Origin of the sequence: Kitasatospora sp. NPDC048715, assembly GCF_043198905.1 — a bacterium.
GTDB classification, from domain to species: domain Bacteria; phylum Actinomycetota; class Actinomycetes; order Streptomycetales; family Streptomycetaceae; genus Kitasatospora; species Kitasatospora lactacystinica.
In genome coordinates, this window is record NZ_JBICVH010000004.1 from 45411 (window position 1) to 63682 (window position 18272).

An 18272-nucleotide genomic window follows, 5' to 3' on the forward strand; every position below is an offset into this window, starting at 1 on the left:
GCGCGGCGCTACTCGCGTCATAGTCGTAACCGGGGGAGGCGATTCGACATCATGATTTCTTCCAACGTGCTGCCCTTGATCGCGGGCCGGTGACGGCCCGGGCGCCGGCACGACCGTGGCCGGGGCGAAGGCCCCGGCCACGGAGGAGCGGTGGTCACGACGGGAGGGCGCGGTCGTACGCGCCGGTGGTCACCGCCGCCAGAACAGGAGGTGGGTCACCCCGCTCGGGCTGGGTACCGTGTCGAGGTGGAAGCGGTCGAGCAGCTCGGTGTGGCTCTTCCAGAGCCGTTCCCCCCGGCCGAGGTCGACCGGGGCGACGGCGAAGTGCATGGTGTCGACCAGGTCGGCGTCGATGAACTCGCGGACGGTGCTCACCCCGCCGCTGATGCGCACGTTCCGGTCCCCGGCGGCCGCCTTCGCGTGCTTCAGGGCCTCCTCCGGCGTCGCGTTGAGGAAGTGGAAGGTGGTGTCGGACAGCGTGAAGGACGGGCGCTCGTAGTGGGTGAGCACGAAGACCGGCGCGTGGAACGGCGGGTTGGCGCCCCACCACCCCTGCCAGTCGTGGTTCTCCCAGGGGCCGCGCTGGGGGCCGAACTTGTTGCGCCCCATGATCACCGCGCCCGGCGGGCGGGCGTGGTCGCGGGTCAGGTAGTCGTCCAGGCCGCGGGTGCCGCCGGGGTCGGCGCGGTTCACCCAGCTCGCGGTGGCTCCCGCCCAGGAGAAGAAGGGGGAGGGGTCCGCGTGGCCGAACGGCCGTTCCAGGGACTGTCCCTCGCCGGCTCCGAAGCCGTCGCGCGACAGGTTGAAGCACTGCACCGACACCAACTGCGACATGCGGTCCACACCTTTCCTCGTGGGCGATCCGGGCCGCCCGCAGGACCGGGCGCCCGCGCCCACAACGACCGCGTCGTCGGCAGGGCACGGGGAGGTACGCCGTACGAGTGACCGCCCCGTCGGGCGGGTGGGACGGACGCGATCAGCCCGCCGCGGGGACGGTGCCGGAGCCTCCGGCGGGCCCGGCGGCGGCCTCGTCCGACGGCCGGCCGGTGGGCGGCAGGTGGCGGAGCAGCGCGGTCACCAGGGCGGCGGTGGCCAGCAGCAGGACGCCGGCGACGGTGACCACGGTGTGGAGCTCGACGGCGAAGGCGGCCCGGGCGGGCGCCAGCAGGGCGTCGGCGACCTCGCCGGACAGCGAACGGGCGGCCTCCTGCGCGCCCGTGAGGGAGTCCCCCGCGGCCCGGACCGCCTCGGCGGGCAGGCCCTCGGGAAGGCGCAGCGCGCCGCGGTAGACGGCGGCGCCGACGCTGCCGAGGGCCGCGATGCCGAGGGCGAAGCCGAGTTGGCCGCTGGTCTCGTTGAGCGCGGCCGCGGAGCCGGCCTTCTCGACCGGGGCGGAGCCCATGACCAGGCCCATGCCGAGGGTGACCATCGGGCCGGAGCCGAGGAAGACCACGGCGAATCCGGCGATCAGCACGGCGGGGCCGGATCCCGGTTCGGCCCCGGTGATCACCGCCATGCCGATCGTGGCCAGGACCAGTCCGCCGCCGATGAGGTACGCCGGACGGAAGCGCTGACCGAGCCTGGGGGACAGGGTGAAGCCGACCGTGTTGGCGGCGATCGCCGGCAGCATCCACAGGCCCGCGTGCAACGGGTCGCGTCCGTACAGCAGTTGCAGGGCCTGGGTGACGAAGAACATCACCGCGCCGGTGAGCATGGTGCCGAGGAACAGGCTGAGCAGCGCGGCCGTGAAGGCGCGGTGCCGGAACAGGCCCAGGTCGAGCAGCGGATGCGTCAGGTGGTGCTGGCGGTGGACGAAGAGGATCCCGAAGCCGAGGCCGGCCAGGACGGCCGCGATCGACAGGGGCTGCCACCCGTCCTTGGCGATCTCCTTCAGGCCCCAGATGGCGGGCAGGACGGCGGCCAGCGACTCCAGCACGCTGATCAGGTCCGGGCGCCCGGCGTCGGGGTCGCGGAACTCGGGCAGGAGCACCGGGCCGAGCACGAGCAGCAGCACCATCGCGGGGACGCCGATCAGGAAGGCCGAGCCCCACCAGAAGTGGGCGAGCATGGTGCCGCCGATGATCGGGCCGGCGACGGCGCCGGCCGAGAAGCACGCGCCCCAGATGCCGAAGGCGGCGCCGCGCTGCCGGGCGTCCTGGAACATGGCGGTGATCAGCGAGAGGGTGCTCGGCGCGAGGGTGGCGCCGGCGACGCCGAGCAGGGCGCGCGCCGCGATCAGCATGGCGGGGTTGACGGCGTAGGCGGCGGCGACGGAGGCGAGCCCGAACGCGGCGGCGCCGATCAGCAGCAGTCTGCGCCGGCCGATGCGGTCGCCGAGCGATCCCATGGTGACGAGCAGGCCGGCGAGCATGAACGAGTAGATGTCGGTGATCCACAACTGCTGCACGCTGCCGGCATGGAGGGAGTCCGCGAGGCTGGGCAGGGCCAGCAGCATCACGAAGACGTCGATCGAGACCAGCAGGGCGGGCAGGGCGAGGACGGCCAGCCCGATCCACTCCCGCCGTCCGGCCCGGGGCGCGGGCGCGCTGGGGGGTGTGGTGTCGCTCATCACGGGGTCCTTCCGGATTCTCGGGCAGGTGGCACCCGGGGGTGCCGTCACACCCGGAACGTCGGACCCGGCGACACGGTCTCGACGTCTGCGGCGGAAACCCGCGCGAAGGGCCGTGATCTGGGCTTGGATGTCGAGGGAGGGTCCTCGGCGGCGACGTCTCAAGTGCAGAGCACCAGTCGGCCGTGCAAGGGACCAAGGAATGATGAGATGAAGTACATGCTGCTGATCCACATGAACCCGGTAGTCTGGGACGGCTTGTCCGAGAGAGAGCGCAACGAGGTCTTCTCCGGGCACGCCACGTTCCAGCAGAACATCCTCGACTCCGGTGAGATGGTGGTGACCCAGGCCCTCGCCGATCCGTCCGGCAGCTCCACGGTCCGGGTCCGGGGCGGGCTGCCCGCGATCACCGACGGCCCCTACCTGGCCGCCGAGGAGTTCCTGGCCGGGTACTACCTGGTCGAGTGCGCGTCCAAGGAACGCGCGATCGAATTGGCCGGCCTGATCCCCGACGCCCGGTACACCGGCGTCGAGGTGCGCCAGGTCGTCTTCGAAGCCGATACGGAGAGCTGAGCCGATGAACCGTGACGTCCGGGTCGAGGACCTGCTCCGATCGCTCGCACCGCAGGTCCTCGGCGCGGTCGTCCGCCGCTACGGGCACTTCGACGCCTGCGAGGACGCCGTCCAGGACGCCCTGCTGGCAGCCGCCGTCCAGTGGCCCGAACAGGGGGTCCCCGGCAACCCCCGCGCCTGGCTGATCACCGTGGCCGCCCGCCGGGTGATCGACGGGCTGCGCAGCGAGCAGGCCCGCCAGCGCCGCGAGGCCACCGCCGCCGCGCTCACCCCGGCCGACGAGACGGTGACGCCGGGTCCCGGCGAGGAGCCGAAGGCGGCCGAGCAGGACGACATGCTCACCCTCCTGTTCCTGTGCTGCCACCCCTCGCTCACCCCCGGCTCGCAGGTCGCGCTCACCCTCCGCGCCGTCGGCGGTCTCACCACCGTGCAGATCGCGCACGCCTTCCTGGTCCCCGAGGCGACCATGGCCCAGCGGATCAGCCGGGCCAAGCAGCGGATCAAGTCCACCGGGTCGTCGTTCCGGATGCCTCCGCAGAGCGAGCGCGAGGAACGGCTGGCGGTCGTGCTCCAGGTGCTCTACCTGATCTTCAACGAGGGCTACACCACCACCAGCGGTCCCGACCTGCTGCAGCCCGAGCTCGCGCGCGAGGCCATCCGCCTCACCCGTGAGCTGCACCGGCTGCTGCCCGAGGAGGGCGAGGTCGCGGGTCTGCTGGCCCTGATGCTGCTGACCGACGCCCGCCGGCCGGCCCGCACCAGGCCCGACGGCAGCCTCGTCCCGCTCGCCGAGCAGGACCGCTCGGCCTGGGACCAGTCCGCGCTCAAGGAGGGACTGGCGCTGATAGCCGAGACCCTCCCCCGGATGGTGGCGGGGCCGTACCAGGTGCAGGCGGCCATCGCGGCCGTGCACGGCGAGGCCGCGCACGCCGAGGACACCGACTGGCCGCAGATCATGGCCCTGTACGAGGTGCTGGAGCAGATGGCCCCCGGCCCGATGGTGACGCTCAACCACGCGGTCGCGCGCGCGATGGCCCTCGGCCCGGCGGCCGGGCTCGAACTGCTCGCGGCCCTGGAGTCCGACGGCCGGCTCGCGGACCACCACCGGCTCGCCGCGGTCCGCGCCCACCTGCTGGAGATGAGCGGTGACCGGGAGGCCGCCCGGAACAGCTTCCGGGAGGCCGCCCGGCGCACCGGCAGCATCCCCGAGCGCCGCTACCTGGAGTCCCGGGCCGAAGCACTGAACGACCGGTGACGGCCGCTCGTCAGCGGCCCAGGCCCTGGAGTCCCAGCAGCAGCTCGGGGACGTCGGTGGCGCCGATCGCGCCGGCCGCGTCGAGGACGGGCCGCCACGCCGGGTCGGAGCAGATCAGCACCGGGCCGTCGGCGGGCGAGTCCGGCAGGCGGCCGTGCGAACCGCGGACCCAGGAGGGGTCCAGCGGCACCACGTTCATGGTGTGGCGCAGGCCGAGCTTCTTGCGGGCCAGGCCGAGCGCGGCCCGGGCCCTGGCCAGCGGGTCCGCCGGGTCGAAGAACAGCTCGGCCGGGTCGTAGCCGGGCTTGCGGTGGATCTCGACGGACCGCGCGAAGTCGGGGGCCCGCGCGTCGTCCAGCCAGTAGTAGTAGGTGAACCAGGCGTCGGGGTCGGCCACCGCCACCAGTTCGCCGGACCGGGGGTGGTCGAGGCCGTGGCGGGCCTGGTCCGCGCGGTCCAGCACCTCGGCCACACCGGGCAGCCGGAGCAGCTGGTCGCGCACCTTGGGCAGGTCCGCCCCGTCGGGTACGTACACGTGGGCGATCTGGTGGTCGGCGACGGCGAAGGCCCGCGAGGCCCACGGGTCCAGGTACTCCATCCCGGCCTGGGTGTACACCTCCAGCAGGCCCTCCCGGCGCAGCTCGCGGTTGATGTCCACCGGGCGCCGCACCGCCGTGATGCCGTACTCGCCGAGCGCGACCACGGTCGCGCCGGACTGCTCCGCCTGCTCCAGCAGCGGCGCCAGCTCGGCGTCGACCGCCCGGGCCGCCGCCACGGCCTGCGGCGCGTCGGGCCCGAAGCGCTGGAGGTCGTAGTCCAGGTGCGGGACGTAGACCAGCAGCAGGTCGGGCCGCTCGGCGGCGAGGATCCGGCGGGCCGCCGAGACGATCCAGCGGCTGGAGGCGATCCCGGCCGTCGGGCCCCAGTACTGGAAGAGCGGGAACGGCCCCAGCTCGGCGGTGAGTTCGTCGCGCAGCGCCGCCGGCCGGGTGTAGCAGTCGGGCGACTTGCGGCCGTCGGCGTGGTAGACCGGGCGCGGCGTGACCAGCAGGTCGGTGGTGGCGCCCATGGCGTACCACCAGCAGACGTTGGCGACCCGGTAGCCGGGATGCCGGGAGCGCGCGGTGTCCCACACCTTCGGCGCCCGGACCAGCCGGTTGTGCTGGCGCCAGAGGTGGATCTCCCCGAGCTCCCGGAAGTACCAGCCGTTGCCGACGACGCCGTGCTCGGCGGGCAGCCGGCCGGTGAGCAGCGTGGACTGCACGCTGCAGGTGACGGCGGGCAGCACCGTGCGCAGCGGGGCGGACCCGCCGCGCTCGGCGAGCCGGGTGAGGTTCGGCATGTACGGCAGCAGGCGCGGGGTCAGGCCGACCACGTCCAGCAGGACCACGGGTTTCAACGGTCCGCCCTTTCGCCGATCAGTTCGCGCTCGGCCCAGGCGAGTTCGGCGGCTATCCCGGCCGGGACGTCCACGGGGGCGCCGTCCGGGGCACCGGCCGGTCGCCCGGGCAGCACCGGCCAGGTGTAGGTCTCGACCTCGATCACCGTCCGCTCCCGCACGGCCGCCACCGCCCGGCGGAGCACATCGGTGGTGGCGCGCAGCGGCGCGGGGGGCGCGGCGTGCAGCGGCACGTGGAAGTGCACCCGCCAGGGGCCGTGGCCGGGCAGCCGCTCCAGCGCCTCCGGCAGGTCGTCGGCCGCGAGCACCCGGCCGGCGCCGTCGGACTCCCGCACCTGGTGGAGGTAGCGGGGTTCGGCGTAGTCGGCGAGCAGCCGGCGGGCCGCCGGGTCGTTCGGGTCGTCCACGTGCAGGGCGGCCGAGGCCTGGATCCTGACCACGCGCAGGCCGGCCCGTTCGACGGCGGCCACCGTCCGCTCCGGGTCGGCGAAGGAGACCGCCAGGTGGCAGGTGTCGAGGCAGAGGCCGACGAATTCGAGGTCCGCGCGGGTGGCGAGCCAGCCGACGGCGTCCTCGACGGTGTCCAGCACGCAGCCCGGTTCCGGCTCGACGGCGAGCCGGATCGGCCGGCCCGCCCGCGCCGAGACGGTGCGCAGCGCCGCCGCCGTCCGGCGCAGCGCCTGCTCGGCGGCCCGGTCCGCGGCGGGGGACCACGGGCTGCGCCAGGCCAGCGGCAGCGTGGAGATGCTGCCGCCCTCGGCGTCGTCGGGCAGCAGGCCGGCCAGCACGGTGGCGCAGTCGGCGGTGTAGGCGGCGCGGGCGGGTTCGGTCCAGTCCGGCCGGTACACCGCGTGCTTGACCACCCGCTGGTGGAAGCCGCCGTAGGGGAAGGCGTTCAGGGCGAGCACGGACAGGTCCCGGGCGTCCAGTTCGGTCCGCAGCCGGTGGAGCAGGGACGGGTCGGCGGCCAGTGCGGAGGCGGCGTCGGCGGCCAGCCACAGGCCCAGCCCGAGCCGGTCGAAGCCGGTGCGTTCGCGGATCGGACCGGCGCAGGTGTCGAGCTGCCGCAGGATGCCGGGCAGGTCCTCGGCCGGGTGGACGTTGGTGGAGTAGCAGAGCCGGTTCACGATCCGCCCCGGAGCACCGAGTTGCCCGCGAAGGAGGCGCCGTCGGCGTCCTCCCGGATCCCCTCGTCGAGGACCAGCCGCCCGCTGCGGCCGTAGAACTCGACGGGGTTGTGCCAGAGCACGGTGTCCACGTCCGCCGCGGTGAAGCCGGCCGCCAGCATGGCCCGGCCCACCTTCTGCGTCTTGAGGGGGTCCGAATTCCCCCAGTCGGCGGCCGAGTTGACGAGGATCCGGCGGGTTCCGTACTCCTTCAGGACGGCGACCATCCGGTGCTCGTCCATCTTGGTGTCCGGGTAGATCGAGAAGCCCATCCAGCAGCCGGAGTCGGCGACCGTCGCCACCGTGACCTCGTTGAGGTGGTCCACCAGGACGGCGCCCGGGGCGATGCCGGACTCGCGGACCACGTCCAGGGTGCGGCGGGTGCCGGCGTGCTTGTCCCGGTGCGGGGTGTGGACCAGGACCGGCAGTCCGTGGTCGACGGCCAGCTCCAGCTGACGGGCGAACGCCTCGTCCTCGGCCCTGGTCATCGAGTCGTAGCCGATCTCGCCGACCGCGACCACGCCGTCCTTGCCGAGGTAGCGCGGCAGGACGTCCAGCACCTCGACGCAGCGGGGGTCGTTGGCCTCCTTGGGGTTCAGGGCGAGCGCGCAGTTGTGGCTGATCCCGAACCGGGAGGCCCGGAACCGCTCCCAGCCGAGCAGGCCGTCGAAGTAGTCGGTGAAGGACCCCGGGTTGGTACGGGGCTGGCCGAGCCAGAAGGCCGGCTCGACGACGGCCCGGACACCGGCCGTCCGCATGGCCCGGTAGTCGTCGGTGGTGCGCGAGGTCATGTGGATGTGCGGGTCGAAGATCCTCATGACCGGGCCTCCTGCGGTCGCGGGGGGACGAGGGCCAGCAGGACGCTCATGCCGAGCAGCACGCGCAGGTCGGAGCCGATCTCCCGGCCGGCCGCCCGCCGTTCCTCGGCCAGGTCGCGGGCCATCCGCAGCAGCTCGGCGTCGGTGCGGGTGACCAGGTCCGCCACGGCGCCCAGCGGCACTTCGGTGAACAGGCACTTCAGCACGCCGTGGCGCCACTGGTCCTGCTCCAGGTGCCGGGCCGCGAAGGGGCCCATCGCCGCCGCGACGAGCCGCGGGTCGTTGGTGCGCAGGCCGTCGGCGACCAGCTCCAGGCCGAGCCGGCGCACGCCGTCCGGCAGGTCCGGCAGCGCGCGCAGCACCCCGCGCCGCTCGGCGGCGTCGCCGTGCCGGTAGAGCTTCTCGACCTCGGCCGCCAGGACCGCCCCGGGCAGGGACCCGGCCAGCACCGCGAGCAGCCGGGCCCGGGCCCGGTCGTCGACCGTGCCGTGCACCAGCCCCTGCGGGTCGGCGTTCGGCTGCACCGGCCCGCGCCCGACCATCCGGCCGGCCAGCGGGAACTCCTGGTGGATCGTGCCGGGCCACTCGCGGACCCGGCGTTCGGCGCAGGTCAGCCAGTCGTCCTGCGGGTGCGGGTACGGCGGCGGGGCCGGCCGGCTCCCGCCGTAGACGCTGGTTTCGATCCAGCGGTGTTTCTCGGTCTCGGTCATGATGGGCGGTCTCCGATCGTGGACGACGCCGGTGCACCCGTGTGCGCCGGCGGAACGGAAACGGTCTCCTGGGCCCGGCGTATCGCCGCCAGGGCCGTTCGCGCGGTGGTCGGTGCGGCATGGCTGTGCCGGGGCAGTTCGACCGCCGCGACGCCGGTGTAGCCGATCCCGTCGAGGGCGGCCAGCGTCGCGGCGAGGTCGAGTCGCCCCGCTCCGAACTCCAGGTGCTCGTGGACACCCGGAAGCATGTCGTCCAGCTGGACGTTGACCAGCAGCCCGGCCGCGCGCCGGACGCACTGCGCGGCGTCCACCGGCTCCACGGCCACGCAGTGCCCGACGTCGAGGGTGATGCCGAGGGCGTCGGGATCGCCGAGCTCGCGGCGCAGGTCGAGGGCCTGGTCGAGGTGCTGGACGACCATGCCGGGCTCGGGCTCCAGGCCGAGCCGCACGGCCCGGCGCCCTGCCTCGGCCAGGACCGGGCCGAGGTGCTGGACCAGCCGTGCGCGGTTGGTCCGTCCGTCCACCCCGGGCTCGCTCACGCCGGACCAGAAGGACACGCAGTCGGCGCCGAGCGACTCGGCGATCCGGACGGCGCGGAGCAGGAAGTCGATCCTCGGCGCGGCGTCCCCGGACACCAGCGTGGGGTGGTGCTTGCGGTACGGGTCGAGCAGGAAGCGCGCGCCGGTCTCGACCACGCAGCGCAGGCCCGCGGCGGAGAGCAGCGCCGCCAGCCGGTCGGTCTCCCGGGCCAGGTCCGGGCCGAAGGGATCGAGGTGGTGGTGGTCGAGGGTGAGGGCGACCGAGGTGTAGCCCAGGTCGGCGATGACCCGGATCGCGTCGGCGAGCCGGTGGTTGGCGAAGCCGTTGGTGCCGTACCCGACGGCGATCGCGCTCATGTCGGGCTCCTGCGGGCGGACAGCCGGCGGGCCAGCGGAAGGGCGCCCAGCACCAGCGCGGCGGCCGGCAGCGAGCCCAGCCGTGCGGCCAGCCCGGCCTGCAGCGGCACCATGCCGTGGATCCCGGCCACGGTCGCGGTCCGGACCGCCGCCGCCGTGCCGCCCGCCGTGCCGTCCGCGGTGCCGTCCGCGGTGCCGTCCGCGGTCGGTCCGGTGGACCGCGCCGGGCCGGCGGCGAGCTGGGCGGCGCCGGTGGCGGCCGCGTACCCCAGCGCGCACAGCGCCCCGGCCGTGCGGTGCCGGGCCGAGGCGGCCCGGCCCGTGCCGGTCAGCAGGGCGGTGACCGCGGTGGCGGCCACCGCCAGCCGGGCGTCGGCGGACCGGCCGCCGTGGACCTCGCCGCGGGACAGCGCGGTCACGCCCAGGGTGTGGGTGGCCAGCGCCAGCGCCGGGACGCCGGCCGCCCGCCAGTGCCCGGATCCGGCGCCGAGCAGGACGTCCAGGCCGCGGCAGGCCGCCATGCCCAGCGGGGCGGCGGGGGTCGGCTTCAGCACGGTGTCGTACGCCCACACCGCGGCGGTGAGCGGAACGGCGATGCGCAGCGCGTCGGCCCCGCCCGCGAGACCGGCCAGGGCCAGCCCGGTGGCGCCGAGTCCGGCCGCCGCGGCGAGCGCGGCCCCGGGCGCGATCCGACCGGACGGGACGGGGCGCTCGGGGCGCTCCAGCGCGTCGACCGCCCGGTCCGCCCAGTCGTTCAGCGCCATCCCCGACCAGTACAGGGCGACGGAGGCGAGCGGCAGGGCCAGCCGTCGGCCGCGCAGCGGACGGCCCGCCGCGACCGCGCCGGCCACGGTGTCCCCGAGGACGGTGAGCGCCGCCGGTGCCCGGACCAGGTCGAGCCACGGACGCAGGGCGACCCTCATCGGGCCACCTCGATCCGTCGCACCCAGGACACCAGGTCCTGTTCCTGCTGGGCGAGCCGGTGCTCGTCGCTGCCGAGCGGGTCCTTGAAGAAGAAGGCCAGTGCGCCGAGCGGCCCGGCCTCCCCGGCCGCGTGCGCACCGGCGACCAGCCGGGCGAGGTCGAGGACCAGCGGCGCGGCGAGCGCCGAGTCGTAGCCGTCCCAGCTGAGTTGCAGGCTCATCGAGGTGCCGAGGAAGCCCTCGAAGGAGACGTGGTCCCAGGCGACCTTGCGTTCGCCGAGGTCGGGGACGTGGTCGATGTGCAGCGGGGCGGTGACCTCCCCGCCGAGCAGCGCGGCCAGCCCGCGGGTCTTGGACTCCAGCTTGCCCTGCGCGCGGCCCGCCACCCCGAGGTTGGCGCCGTCCCCGCCGCCGAGCAGGTTGGTCCCCGACCAGGAGCGCACCCGCAGCCCGCGGGCGAGGAACATCGGTGCCAGCACGCTGCGCAGCAGGGTCTCGCCGGTCTTGCCGTCGCAGCCCGCGTACGGCAGGCCGTGCCGGTCGGCCAGTTGGGTGACCGCCGGGATGCGCAGGCCGGGCGACGGGGTGAAGTCGACGTACGGGCAGCCGGCCGAGAACGCGGCGTACGCGGAGAGGGCGGCCGGGCCGAGCACCCGGCGCCCCTCCTGGGCGAGGGCGCGGTCGAGGGCGGCCAGGTCGGCGTGCTCGGGCAGCGGCCGGAGCGGGGGCTCGGTGGAGGAGACGTTGACCACCACGACCCGCTCCAGGCCGTGGGAGCGCCGGAAGTCCGCGAGGTCGGCGGCGAGCCGGTCCGCGGCCTCGGCCTGGGTGGCCGGGGCGTCGTCGTCCGGGTCGTGGCCGCGGCGGATCTCCCGGTCGGCGGCCGCGAGTTCCTCTGCGACCGCCGACGGGAGCCGGCCGGGCAGCACACCCGCGGCGGCGAGCTCCTCGGCCCGCTTGCCCAGCGGGGTGGAAACGAGGTCGTGGCCGCCGGTGACCAGCTCGGACCAGCCGGGGAAGACGCCCGGATCGAGGTCGAGCCGCTCGCTGACGCTGCCGGTCGCGGGGACGAGCCCGGCCCGCAACGCGGCGAGGCCGCAGACGGCCGTGGTGGCCACCGACCCCCTGCCGCCGACCAGCCAAAGTCCGGTCCTGCCTGCCATGGTGCGACTGCCTTTCGGTGAGGAGGGATGACGTCCTACGAGCGGTCCCAGCCCGCCCAGCGCCAGAGCCGGCCGGTGCCCCGCCGGGACTCCACGCCGTGGTCGGTCATCTCGAACTCGCCGAAGTCCAGGATCAGCAGCGCGTCGTCGCCCGGCGCGAAGCCGACGTCGATCGGCCGGTGCAGTTCGGGACCGGACGGCAGGCCCCGGGTGGACCAGTCGGTCGGGTCGACCAGCAGCAGGTCGCGCCCGAGCTGGGGGCCGCCCGGCGGCAGGGTCATCGGTGCCTCGTCCCCGAACAGCGTGACCACCAGTTGCCCGGCCAGCGGGGAGCGCGGGGGCGCCACGGCGAACTTGGTGGCCGCGACGTGCGACTCGAAGTCGAGCACCGGGCGCTCGGGCGGCGGGAGTTCGCCGTGGTTGGCCAGCAGGAAGGTCGGCTGCGGGCCGCGGGTGGGCTTGAACGCGGGGTCCGTCACCGGGATGCCGCCGATGAAGTCCGGCCAGCCGTACCAGGCGCCCTCGCGCACCTCGAACAGCAGGTCGGGGGCGTTGCCGATCGGCCGGCTGCCGCGGTCGTCGGCGCCCTGGTCGACCGCCAGCAGCCGGCCGTCCGGCAGGAAGCCCAGGCCGAAGGCGTTGCGCATCCCCCAGGCCACCAGCTCCAGGTTGCCGCCGTCGAGGTCGCAGCGCAGCACGGCCGCGCTGCACGGCAGTCCGGCCGGTATCCGCTGCCCCGCCCGGGTCGCGGTGCCGAACGGGACGAACGCGCCGGTGGTGGTCCGGGCGCCGGGCCGGCCGGCCAGCGGGTCGTCCGTGGTCACGTTGAAGCCGGTGAGCTCGATGTCGAGGCCGGGGATGTCGTACGAGTGCGGAAGCCGTCCCAGCCAGCCGAGTTCGTAGGCGTCCAGCCCGATGATCCCCAGGTTGGACATCGCGCCCTGGGCGAAGTACAGCTTCCCGTCCCGGCCGGCCACGGCCATGTCGATGTGGTAGTTGCCGGGCCCCGGCATGCCGTCGACGATGACGGCCCGCTGCCCGTCCGGGCCGATCCGGACGATCCGGCCGGCCCCGCCCTCGGAGACGTACAGGTGGTCCTGGTGCCAGAGCAGTCCGGTCACCGGGGCGGCCAGGCCGTCGGCGAGCAGGGTGCGTGACGAGGTGTCGGTTCCCGGGTCCAGACGCCAGATCCGGCCGCCGGGGGCGGCGCCCCCGAAGGGCAGTCCGGACTCGGCCAGGTATATCCGGCCCGCGTCGTCGAAGGTGAGGCTGGTCGGGAAGTCCAGCCTGTCGGCCAGTACGGTGGGTGATTGCGCCACGGTTCCTCCACGGTCGTGCCCACAGAAGATCCGCCGCCCCGGTGAGGTCGGCGACGGGTCGATGTGTAGCAGCGTCCACGAAGCATGGTCAAGAACCGCCCGGGCGCTCGCCGACGGCCGTGGGTTCACCGGCACGGTCAGGAAATGCGCAGGTCAGGCGGCATGTGAAGGCCGTGGAAGGAAGTCCGGATCGGGGTCGTGGGGCCTGCTGGGCACCGCACGACGCGAGAAGTCCCGGGCGCTCCGGCCTACCGGTGACGGGCCTCGCGCGGCTGCCGTCCCGGCGGGGAGCGGAGTCCGGACAGCCGGCCTCGCAGTCACTCCCGGTAGTTTTCGGCGGGCCCCCTTCCCTGCTGCGGTCGGAGCCGACGGTCGCCGGGGAGGGCGTCCACTCCGTCCCCGGCGACCGCGACCGTGTCGAGGCTCGGAGCCCCGACGGCCGGGGTCCAGGCCCGGCACTTGGTAGACGGAGCCGGGCGCCGCGGATCGACATCGAGCGGGAGAATTTTCGGGAGTTCTTCCGTCGTGCCGCCGGAGTTCTTCCGTCGTGCCGTCCCGCCGGACGTCGCGCGACCCGTCGCGGCGGCCGCGCGCACGGCACGCCCCGCGGCCGCACGCACGACGGCCACCGGCGCGGCGTGGATGCCGGGCCGGTGGCCGTCGGGTCGTCAGGGGCGGGGCGGTACGCGGAGGAGGGTCAGAGCGAGTAGGCGATCAGCTCGAACGACGGCTTGGTCGAGAACGCGGGGGCGCCCGCACCGACCAGGAGCAGGTTGCCGCTCACGGCCGGGAAGGAGATGATGCCGGCCGGTGTCCTGGCCGTCCACAGGGTCGCGCCGGTGGTGGTGTCGAAGCCGTAGACCTGGCCGTCGAAGGTGGAGGTGAAGACCACGTCGTTGGCCACCGTGGCGGCACCGAGCGCCATCTGCGGCAGGTCCCGCTGCCAGAGCACCTTGCCGGTCGCCACGTCGGCGGCGGTGAGGCCGCCCCGGCCCACGGTGTAGTCGGGCAGCTGCAGCCCGCCCCGGGAGTCGAGCTTGGCGGGATTGTCGACCCAGGGCACGAAGAGCCGCCCGCGGGAGAGCGCCATCGGCGTCTCCACCCCGCCGATGATGCCCGGCAGGACGGTGGTCGGGGTGTCCGGCAGCGGGCCCTCGTCGTTCAGGTGGGTGCCGACCGGCAGGGTCCACAGCGGGGTTCCGTCGTCGGCCCGGTAGGCGTAGACCTTGCCCATCTTGCCCGCCGCCACCACGATCTCCGTGCGCTTGCCGCGGACCGTCGCGGTGGTCACGATCGGGGGGTCCTGGAGGTCGTAGTCCCGCAGGTCGTGCGGCGCGGTCTGCTGGAACCAGAGCAGCTTCCCGGTCCTGCTGTCCATCGCCAGCAGGCAGTTGGTGTAGAGGTTGGGGCCCGGCCGGCTGCTGCCGTTGGGGTACTCGGGCGTGCCGGGGAGCGGGGCGGGGTTGGCGACGGCGACGAACAGCCGTCCGTGCTCGTCGAGGGCCGGCGCGAACCAGGTCCCGCCGCCGCTGTTGATCTCCGGGTGGCCCCAGAGGTCGCCGTCCTTGACCGTGTTGAAGCTCCAGCGCGGATTCCCGGTGGCGGTGTCCAGCGCGAAGATCGTTCCCATGGCCCCCGGCACGTACTTGCCGAAGGTGTTCGGGACGGTGCTGACCACGACGGTGTCCTCGTACACCTGGGGAGCGACGTCGATGCCGCCCTCGCCGGAGGCGATCAGCTCCCGTGACCAGACGGTCCGGCCGGTCGCCGGGTCGAGTGCGAAGACGCCGGTGAACGTCGTGCCGAAGAGCAGGCCGCGCGCGTAGGCCACGCCGTTCGGCCCGACCGAGGGGCTGTTGAAGACGCGCTTCCAGCGGACCTTCCCGGTCTCCTTGTCCACCGCGGTGACGTCGGAGTTGAGACTGATCAGATAGACCGTGTCGCCCACGACGATCGGATTGGACGCCATGATGCCGGCGAAGGTCGGGTCGCCCTCCAGCGGGAGCCGCCACTTCACCTTGAGGTTCTTGACGTTGTGCGAGTCGATCGGTGTCCGGGTGACGTTCCTGGTGTTGGTCAGACCGCCGTTGGACAGGGCCCAGTCCTGTGGGTGGACCCGGCGGTCGTAGTCGCCCCGGGCGTTCTCGGTGCCCGCGGCGGCCGGGTCGGGGGCGGCCATGCCGGGTGCGATCGCCAGCGCCGCGGCGGCCAGCGCCGTGAACGCCAGCCAGCCCGGGGTGCGGCGACCGCGCCGCCCCGCGCCGCGGGTCTTCAGAATGACGGACAAGGCAACTCCGTTTCCGCTCGGTGTCGTTGCTCGACCCGGGCCTGGACGAAAGGTGGCGGACCGGCTGCCCGGCCGCCGTGCGGGATGGACGGCGGTCAGCGCACCCGGCGCGCGAACGCCCGGACGTCGCCGACGAACAGCTCGGGCTCCTCCAGCGCGGCGAAGTGCCCGCCGCGCTCGAACTCGGACCAGTGGGCGAGGGTCGGGAGGATCCGCTCGGCCCAGCGGCGGATCGGCCGGACGGCGTCCTGCGGGAAGACGGCCACCCCGACCGGCGCGGCGAGCGGCCACGGGCCGGCCCAGGTGCGGACGAAGTCGGAGTCCAGCCGGTTGGACTCGTAGTAGAGCTGGGCGCTGGAGGCGGCGGAGGCGGTGAACCAGTAGATCGCCGCGTTGGTCAGCAGCCGGTCGCGGGACACCGCGTCCTCCGGGGCCGTCTCCGCGGCCGTCCACTCCTTGAACTTCTCCACGATCCAGGCGAGTTGGCCCACCGGCGAGTCGGTCAGGCCGTAGCCGACGGTCTGCGGCCGGGTGGACTGGATCTTCCGCCAGCCGGCCCCGTCCTGCTCGAAGTGCGCGGCGAACTCCAGCCTGGCCAGGTCCGCCCCGTCCAGGTTCGCGAACTCGGCCGGGTCCTGCGGCGGGAAGGTGGCGAGCATGTTGAGGTGGACGCCGGCGACGTGCGCCGGATCGGCCAGACCGAGCTGGAGGGAGACCGGCATGCCCCAGTCGCCGCCCTGGACGAGGTACCGGTCGTAGTCGAGGCGGTGCATCAGCTCGGCCCAGGCCCGGCCGACCCGGGCGGTGTCCCAGCCGGTCTCCCGGGGGCGGCCGGAGAAGCCGTAGCCGGGCAGCGAGGGGATGACCACGTGGAACGCGTCGGCCGGATCGCCGCCGTGCGCCCGCGGGTCGGTCAACGGCCCGATCACGTCCAGGAACTCGACCACCGAGCCGGGCCAGCCGTGGGTGATGATCAACGGCGTGGCAGCCGGCTCCGGCGAGCGCACGTGCAGGAAGTGGATGTCCACGCCGTCGATCTCGGTCAGGAACTGCGGGAACGCGTTGAGCTGCTCCTCGGCCTTGCGCCAGTCGAAGCCGGTGCGCCAGTACTCGGCCAGCTCCTTCAGGTAGCCGAGCGGAACCCCGCGCTGCCAGCCCACGCCCGGCAGTTCACCGGGCCAGCGGGTCGCCGCGAGCCGGCGGTCCAGGTCGTCGAGGGCTTCCTGCGGGATGTCGATACGGAAGGGGCGCATGCCGGGTCCTCTCAGTGGACGCTCGGATCGGAGGTGCGGGCAGCGCGGGCCGGGACCGGCCCGCCGGGTCTCAGGCGGCGATGGGCGTGTTCTGGTACGAGGCGATCCGCCAGTCGGAGCCCTGGCGGGCCAGCACCCAGGTCGCGCGGATCGCCCGCTCGGCCGTCACCTCGGTGTCCCCGGGGGCCAGCACGCCGCCCTGGGTGACCAGCACGGCGACGTCCGCGGCCAGCGGGCGGACCGACACCGGCTCGCCCGTGACCCGGGTTCCCTTGAACGGGCCGGCGAAGGCCTGGGTCATGAACGCGCGGATCGCCTGACGGCTCGTCAGGTAGATGTCGCCGGGCAGGATCAGCGTCGCGTCCTCGGTGAAGACCTCGGCGAAGCCGTCGGCGTCCTGGGCGGCCCAGGCCGCGACGATCCGCTCCGGAACGGCACGCAGCGCGGAGGCCTCGGGGGAGTTGGGCGGGGGAGTGGCGGACATGGCTCTCTCCTTCTCCGGTGGTCCCGGCCGCGATCACGGCGGCCGGGTGACGGCCAGCCTCACACCGGCCCCCGACGGGTGACAACTTCCCGATTGCGATGGATCGTTGGACACCAGGGTGGCCTGGACACGCTCCGGACGCGCCGCAATCCGGGAGATGCGGGCATCCCGCCCGGCTGCCAGCCTCGACAGGGCCGATCAACGACCGCGGCCCGGACGGCCAACCCGTTCCGCGTGGGCCGCCCACTTCGGAGGAGCCCCCGATGACTGCCAAGGAATCCCCGTCCCGGGAAGAACTGGTGAGCCGTGCAGCCGAGTTGGTGCCGCTGCTGCAGAAGAACGCGCTGTGGCACGAGGAGCACCGCCGGCTGTCCGACGAGACGCTGGCCGCGCTGACCGACTCCGGACTGCTGCAGATCCGGGTGCCGGTCCGCTACGGCGGCTACGAATCCGACATGCGCACCGCGGTGGACGTGATCGCCGAGCTGGCCCGCGGCGACGGCTCCACGGCCTGGGTCATGGCGGTCTACGCCATCAGCTCCTGGATGGCCGGCCTGTTCCCGGACGAGGTGCAGGACGAGATCTTCGCCGACCCGGGCGTGCGGGTGAGCGGCATCCTCAGCCCGACCGCGGTCGCCGTTCCGGTCGACGGCGGCGTGCTGCTGAACGGCAAGTGGACGTTCAACTCGGGCGCGCTGCACAGCTCCTGGAACACCAACGCGGCCGTGCTGATGACCCCGGACGGGCCGCAGCCGATCATGGTGGCCGTCCCGCTGGCGGACCTGGAGATCGTCGACGACTGGCACACCACCGGCCTGCGCGGCTCCGGCAGCGTCACCACCGTCGCCACCGACCTGTTCGTCCCCGAGCCGCGGGTGCTGCCGATGGTCCCGGTGCTCCAGGGCCGGCACCGCTCCCTGGCGAACGCCGAATCGCCCATCTACCGGGCCCCGTTCATGCCCACCGCGTGCGCCACGGTGGCCGCGCCGGCGCTCGGGCTGGCCAAGGCCGCCAAGGAGGCGTTCTTCGAGCGGCTCCCCGGCCGGAAGATCAGCTACACCGAGTACGCCAACCAGGCCGAGGCCCCGGTGACCCACCTCCAGGTGGCCGATGCCATCACCAGGATCGACGAGGTGGAGTTCCACGCCCACCGCGCCGCCGCCCTGATCGACACCAAGGGCCCCACCGGCGAGGAGTGGACCCTGGAGGAGCGGGCCCGGATCAGGCTCGACCTCGGTGCCGTCTGCTCGCGCACCAAGGAGGCGGTGGACATCCTCAACACCGCCAGCGGCGGCTCCTCGATCTACACCACCGTCCCGATCCAGCGCATCGAGCGGGACGTCCAGACCCTCAACCTGCACGGCATCCTGCACCCCAACACCAACCTCGAACTGTACGGACGGGTCGCCTGCGGCCTCGGGCCCAACACCCTCTACCTGTAGCCGGCGCCCCACCGG

At 74.1% G+C, this 18272-nt stretch carries 16 protein-coding genes; 3 read left to right on the plus strand and 13 right to left on the minus strand.

The window, feature by feature from the left end; all coding sequences use genetic code 11:
* Positions 1-189: 189 nt before the first annotated feature.
* Positions 190-834 carry a dihydrofolate reductase family protein gene (locus ACGFSC_RS09330; protein ID WP_359912855.1) on the minus strand — a complete coding sequence of 215 codons (645 nt, stop codon included), beginning with the start codon at positions 832-834 and terminating at the stop codon, positions 190-192.
* Positions 835-976: 142 nt separating this feature from the next.
* A complete protein-coding gene (locus tag ACGFSC_RS09335; RefSeq protein WP_359912857.1) occupies positions 977-2569 on the minus strand; it encodes an MFS transporter in 1593 nt (530 codons plus the stop codon).
* Positions 2570-2779: 210 nt separating this feature from the next.
* On the opposite strand from ACGFSC_RS09335, the gene ACGFSC_RS09340 reads away from it, so the two are divergent.
* The gene (locus ACGFSC_RS09340; RefSeq protein WP_359912859.1) at positions 2780-3142 is read left to right on the plus strand and encodes a YciI family protein; all 363 of its coding nucleotides are present in this window, start codon (positions 2780-2782) and stop codon (positions 3140-3142) included.
* Positions 3143-3146: 4 nt separating this feature from the next.
* Positions 3147-4397, plus strand: coding sequence for a sigma-70 family RNA polymerase sigma factor (locus ACGFSC_RS09345; RefSeq protein ID WP_359912861.1), 1251 nt, complete (start codon positions 3147-3149; stop codon positions 4395-4397).
* Between the two features lie 10 nt (positions 4398-4407).
* Here the strand turns inward: ACGFSC_RS09345 and ACGFSC_RS09350 are convergent, their stop codons facing one another.
* From ACGFSC_RS09350 to ACGFSC_RS09400, 11 genes are all read right to left on the minus strand, one after another.
* A complete protein-coding gene (locus tag ACGFSC_RS09350; RefSeq protein ID WP_380634466.1) occupies positions 4408-5796 on the minus strand; it encodes an alkaline phosphatase family protein in 1389 nt (462 codons plus the stop codon).
* Positions 5793-6923: a metabolite traffic protein EboE gene (gene eboE, locus ACGFSC_RS09355; RefSeq protein WP_359912864.1), complete on the minus strand. Its 1131-nt coding sequence runs from the start codon at positions 6921-6923 to the stop codon at positions 5793-5795. Before eboE ends, ACGFSC_RS09350 begins: the two co-directional genes overlap by 4 nt.
* Positions 6920-7780: a TatD family hydrolase gene (locus ACGFSC_RS09360; RefSeq protein ID WP_359912867.1), complete on the minus strand. Its 861-nt coding sequence runs from the start codon at positions 7778-7780 to the stop codon at positions 6920-6922. Before ACGFSC_RS09360 ends, eboE begins: the two co-directional genes overlap by 4 nt.
* On the minus strand, positions 7777-8490 hold the full coding sequence (locus tag ACGFSC_RS09365; RefSeq protein WP_359912870.1) for an EboA domain-containing protein: 714 nt from the start codon (positions 8488-8490) through the stop codon (positions 7777-7779). Before ACGFSC_RS09365 ends, ACGFSC_RS09360 begins: the two co-directional genes overlap by 4 nt.
* On the minus strand, positions 8487-9386 hold the full coding sequence (locus ACGFSC_RS09370; protein WP_359912873.1) for a sugar phosphate isomerase/epimerase family protein: 900 nt from the start codon (positions 9384-9386) through the stop codon (positions 8487-8489). The genes ACGFSC_RS09365 and ACGFSC_RS09370 overlap by 4 nt, the downstream gene beginning before the upstream one ends.
* Positions 9383-10309 carry an SCO3242 family prenyltransferase gene (locus ACGFSC_RS09375; RefSeq protein ID WP_359912876.1) on the minus strand — a complete coding sequence of 309 codons (927 nt, stop codon included), beginning with the start codon at positions 10307-10309 and terminating at the stop codon, positions 9383-9385. Before ACGFSC_RS09375 ends, ACGFSC_RS09370 begins: the two co-directional genes overlap by 4 nt.
* A complete protein-coding gene (locus ACGFSC_RS09380; protein ID WP_359912879.1) occupies positions 10306-11472 on the minus strand; it encodes an inositol-3-phosphate synthase in 1167 nt (388 codons plus the stop codon). The genes ACGFSC_RS09375 and ACGFSC_RS09380 overlap by 4 nt, the downstream gene beginning before the upstream one ends.
* Positions 11473-11507: 35 nt before the next feature.
* The gene (locus ACGFSC_RS09385; protein WP_359912882.1) at positions 11508-12791 is read right to left on the minus strand and encodes a hypothetical protein; all 1284 of its coding nucleotides are present in this window, start codon (positions 12789-12791) and stop codon (positions 11508-11510) included.
* Positions 12792-13488: 697 nt separating this feature from the next.
* Positions 13489-15078: a PQQ-binding-like beta-propeller repeat protein gene (locus ACGFSC_RS09390; protein ID WP_359912885.1), complete on the minus strand. Its 1590-nt coding sequence runs from the start codon at positions 15076-15078 to the stop codon at positions 13489-13491.
* A 95-nt stretch (positions 15079-15173) separates the two neighbouring features.
* Positions 15174-16331, minus strand: a complete 1158-nt coding sequence (locus tag ACGFSC_RS09395) for an epoxide hydrolase family protein (RefSeq protein ID WP_359912887.1) — start codon at positions 16329-16331, stop codon at positions 15174-15176.
* 70 nt (positions 16332-16401) lie between these two features.
* The gene (locus ACGFSC_RS09400; RefSeq protein WP_359912889.1) at positions 16402-16815 is read right to left on the minus strand and encodes an SgcJ/EcaC family oxidoreductase; all 414 of its coding nucleotides are present in this window, start codon (positions 16813-16815) and stop codon (positions 16402-16404) included.
* Between the two features lie 263 nt (positions 16816-17078).
* Between ACGFSC_RS09400 and ACGFSC_RS09405 the strand changes: the two genes are divergently transcribed.
* On the plus strand, positions 17079-18257 hold the full coding sequence (locus tag ACGFSC_RS09405) for an acyl-CoA dehydrogenase family protein (protein ID WP_359912891.1): 1179 nt from the start codon (positions 17079-17081) through the stop codon (positions 18255-18257).
* Positions 18258-18272: the final 15 nt, after the last annotated feature.

Bases quoted from the DNA above. Each gene is read 5' to 3' on its own strand.
- ACGFSC_RS09370 (WP_359912873.1), bottom strand. From the start codon at position 9,386: ATGAGCGCGATCGCCGTCGGGTACGGCACCAACGGCTTCGCCAACCAC.
- ACGFSC_RS09335 (WP_359912857.1), bottom strand. From the start codon at position 2,569: ATGAGCGACACCACACCCCCCAGCGCGCCCGCGCCCCGGGCCGGACGG.
- ACGFSC_RS09360 (WP_359912867.1), bottom strand. From the start codon at position 7,780: ATGAGGATCTTCGACCCGCACATCCACATGACCTCGCGCACCACCGAC.
- ACGFSC_RS09345 (WP_359912861.1), top strand. From the start codon at position 3,147: ATGAACCGTGACGTCCGGGTCGAGGACCTGCTCCGATCGCTCGCACCG.
- ACGFSC_RS09395 (WP_359912887.1), bottom strand. From the start codon at position 16,331: ATGCGCCCCTTCCGTATCGACATCCCGCAGGAAGCCCTCGACGACCTG.
- ACGFSC_RS09340 (WP_359912859.1), top strand. From the start codon at position 2,780: ATGAAGTACATGCTGCTGATCCACATGAACCCGGTAGTCTGGGACGGC.
- ACGFSC_RS09380 (WP_359912879.1), bottom strand. From the start codon at position 11,472: ATGGCAGGCAGGACCGGACTTTGGCTGGTCGGCGGCAGGGGGTCGGTG.
- ACGFSC_RS09405 (WP_359912891.1), top strand. From the start codon at position 17,079: ATGACTGCCAAGGAATCCCCGTCCCGGGAAGAACTGGTGAGCCGTGCA.
- ACGFSC_RS09375 (WP_359912876.1), bottom strand. From the start codon at position 10,309: ATGAGGGTCGCCCTGCGTCCGTGGCTCGACCTGGTCCGGGCACCGGCG.
- ACGFSC_RS09330 (WP_359912855.1), bottom strand. From the start codon at position 834: ATGTCGCAGTTGGTGTCGGTGCAGTGCTTCAACCTGTCGCGCGACGGC.
- ACGFSC_RS09365 (WP_359912870.1), bottom strand. From the start codon at position 8,490: ATGACCGAGACCGAGAAACACCGCTGGATCGAAACCAGCGTCTACGGC.
- ACGFSC_RS09400 (WP_359912889.1), bottom strand. From the start codon at position 16,815: ATGTCCGCCACTCCCCCGCCCAACTCCCCCGAGGCCTCCGCGCTGCGT.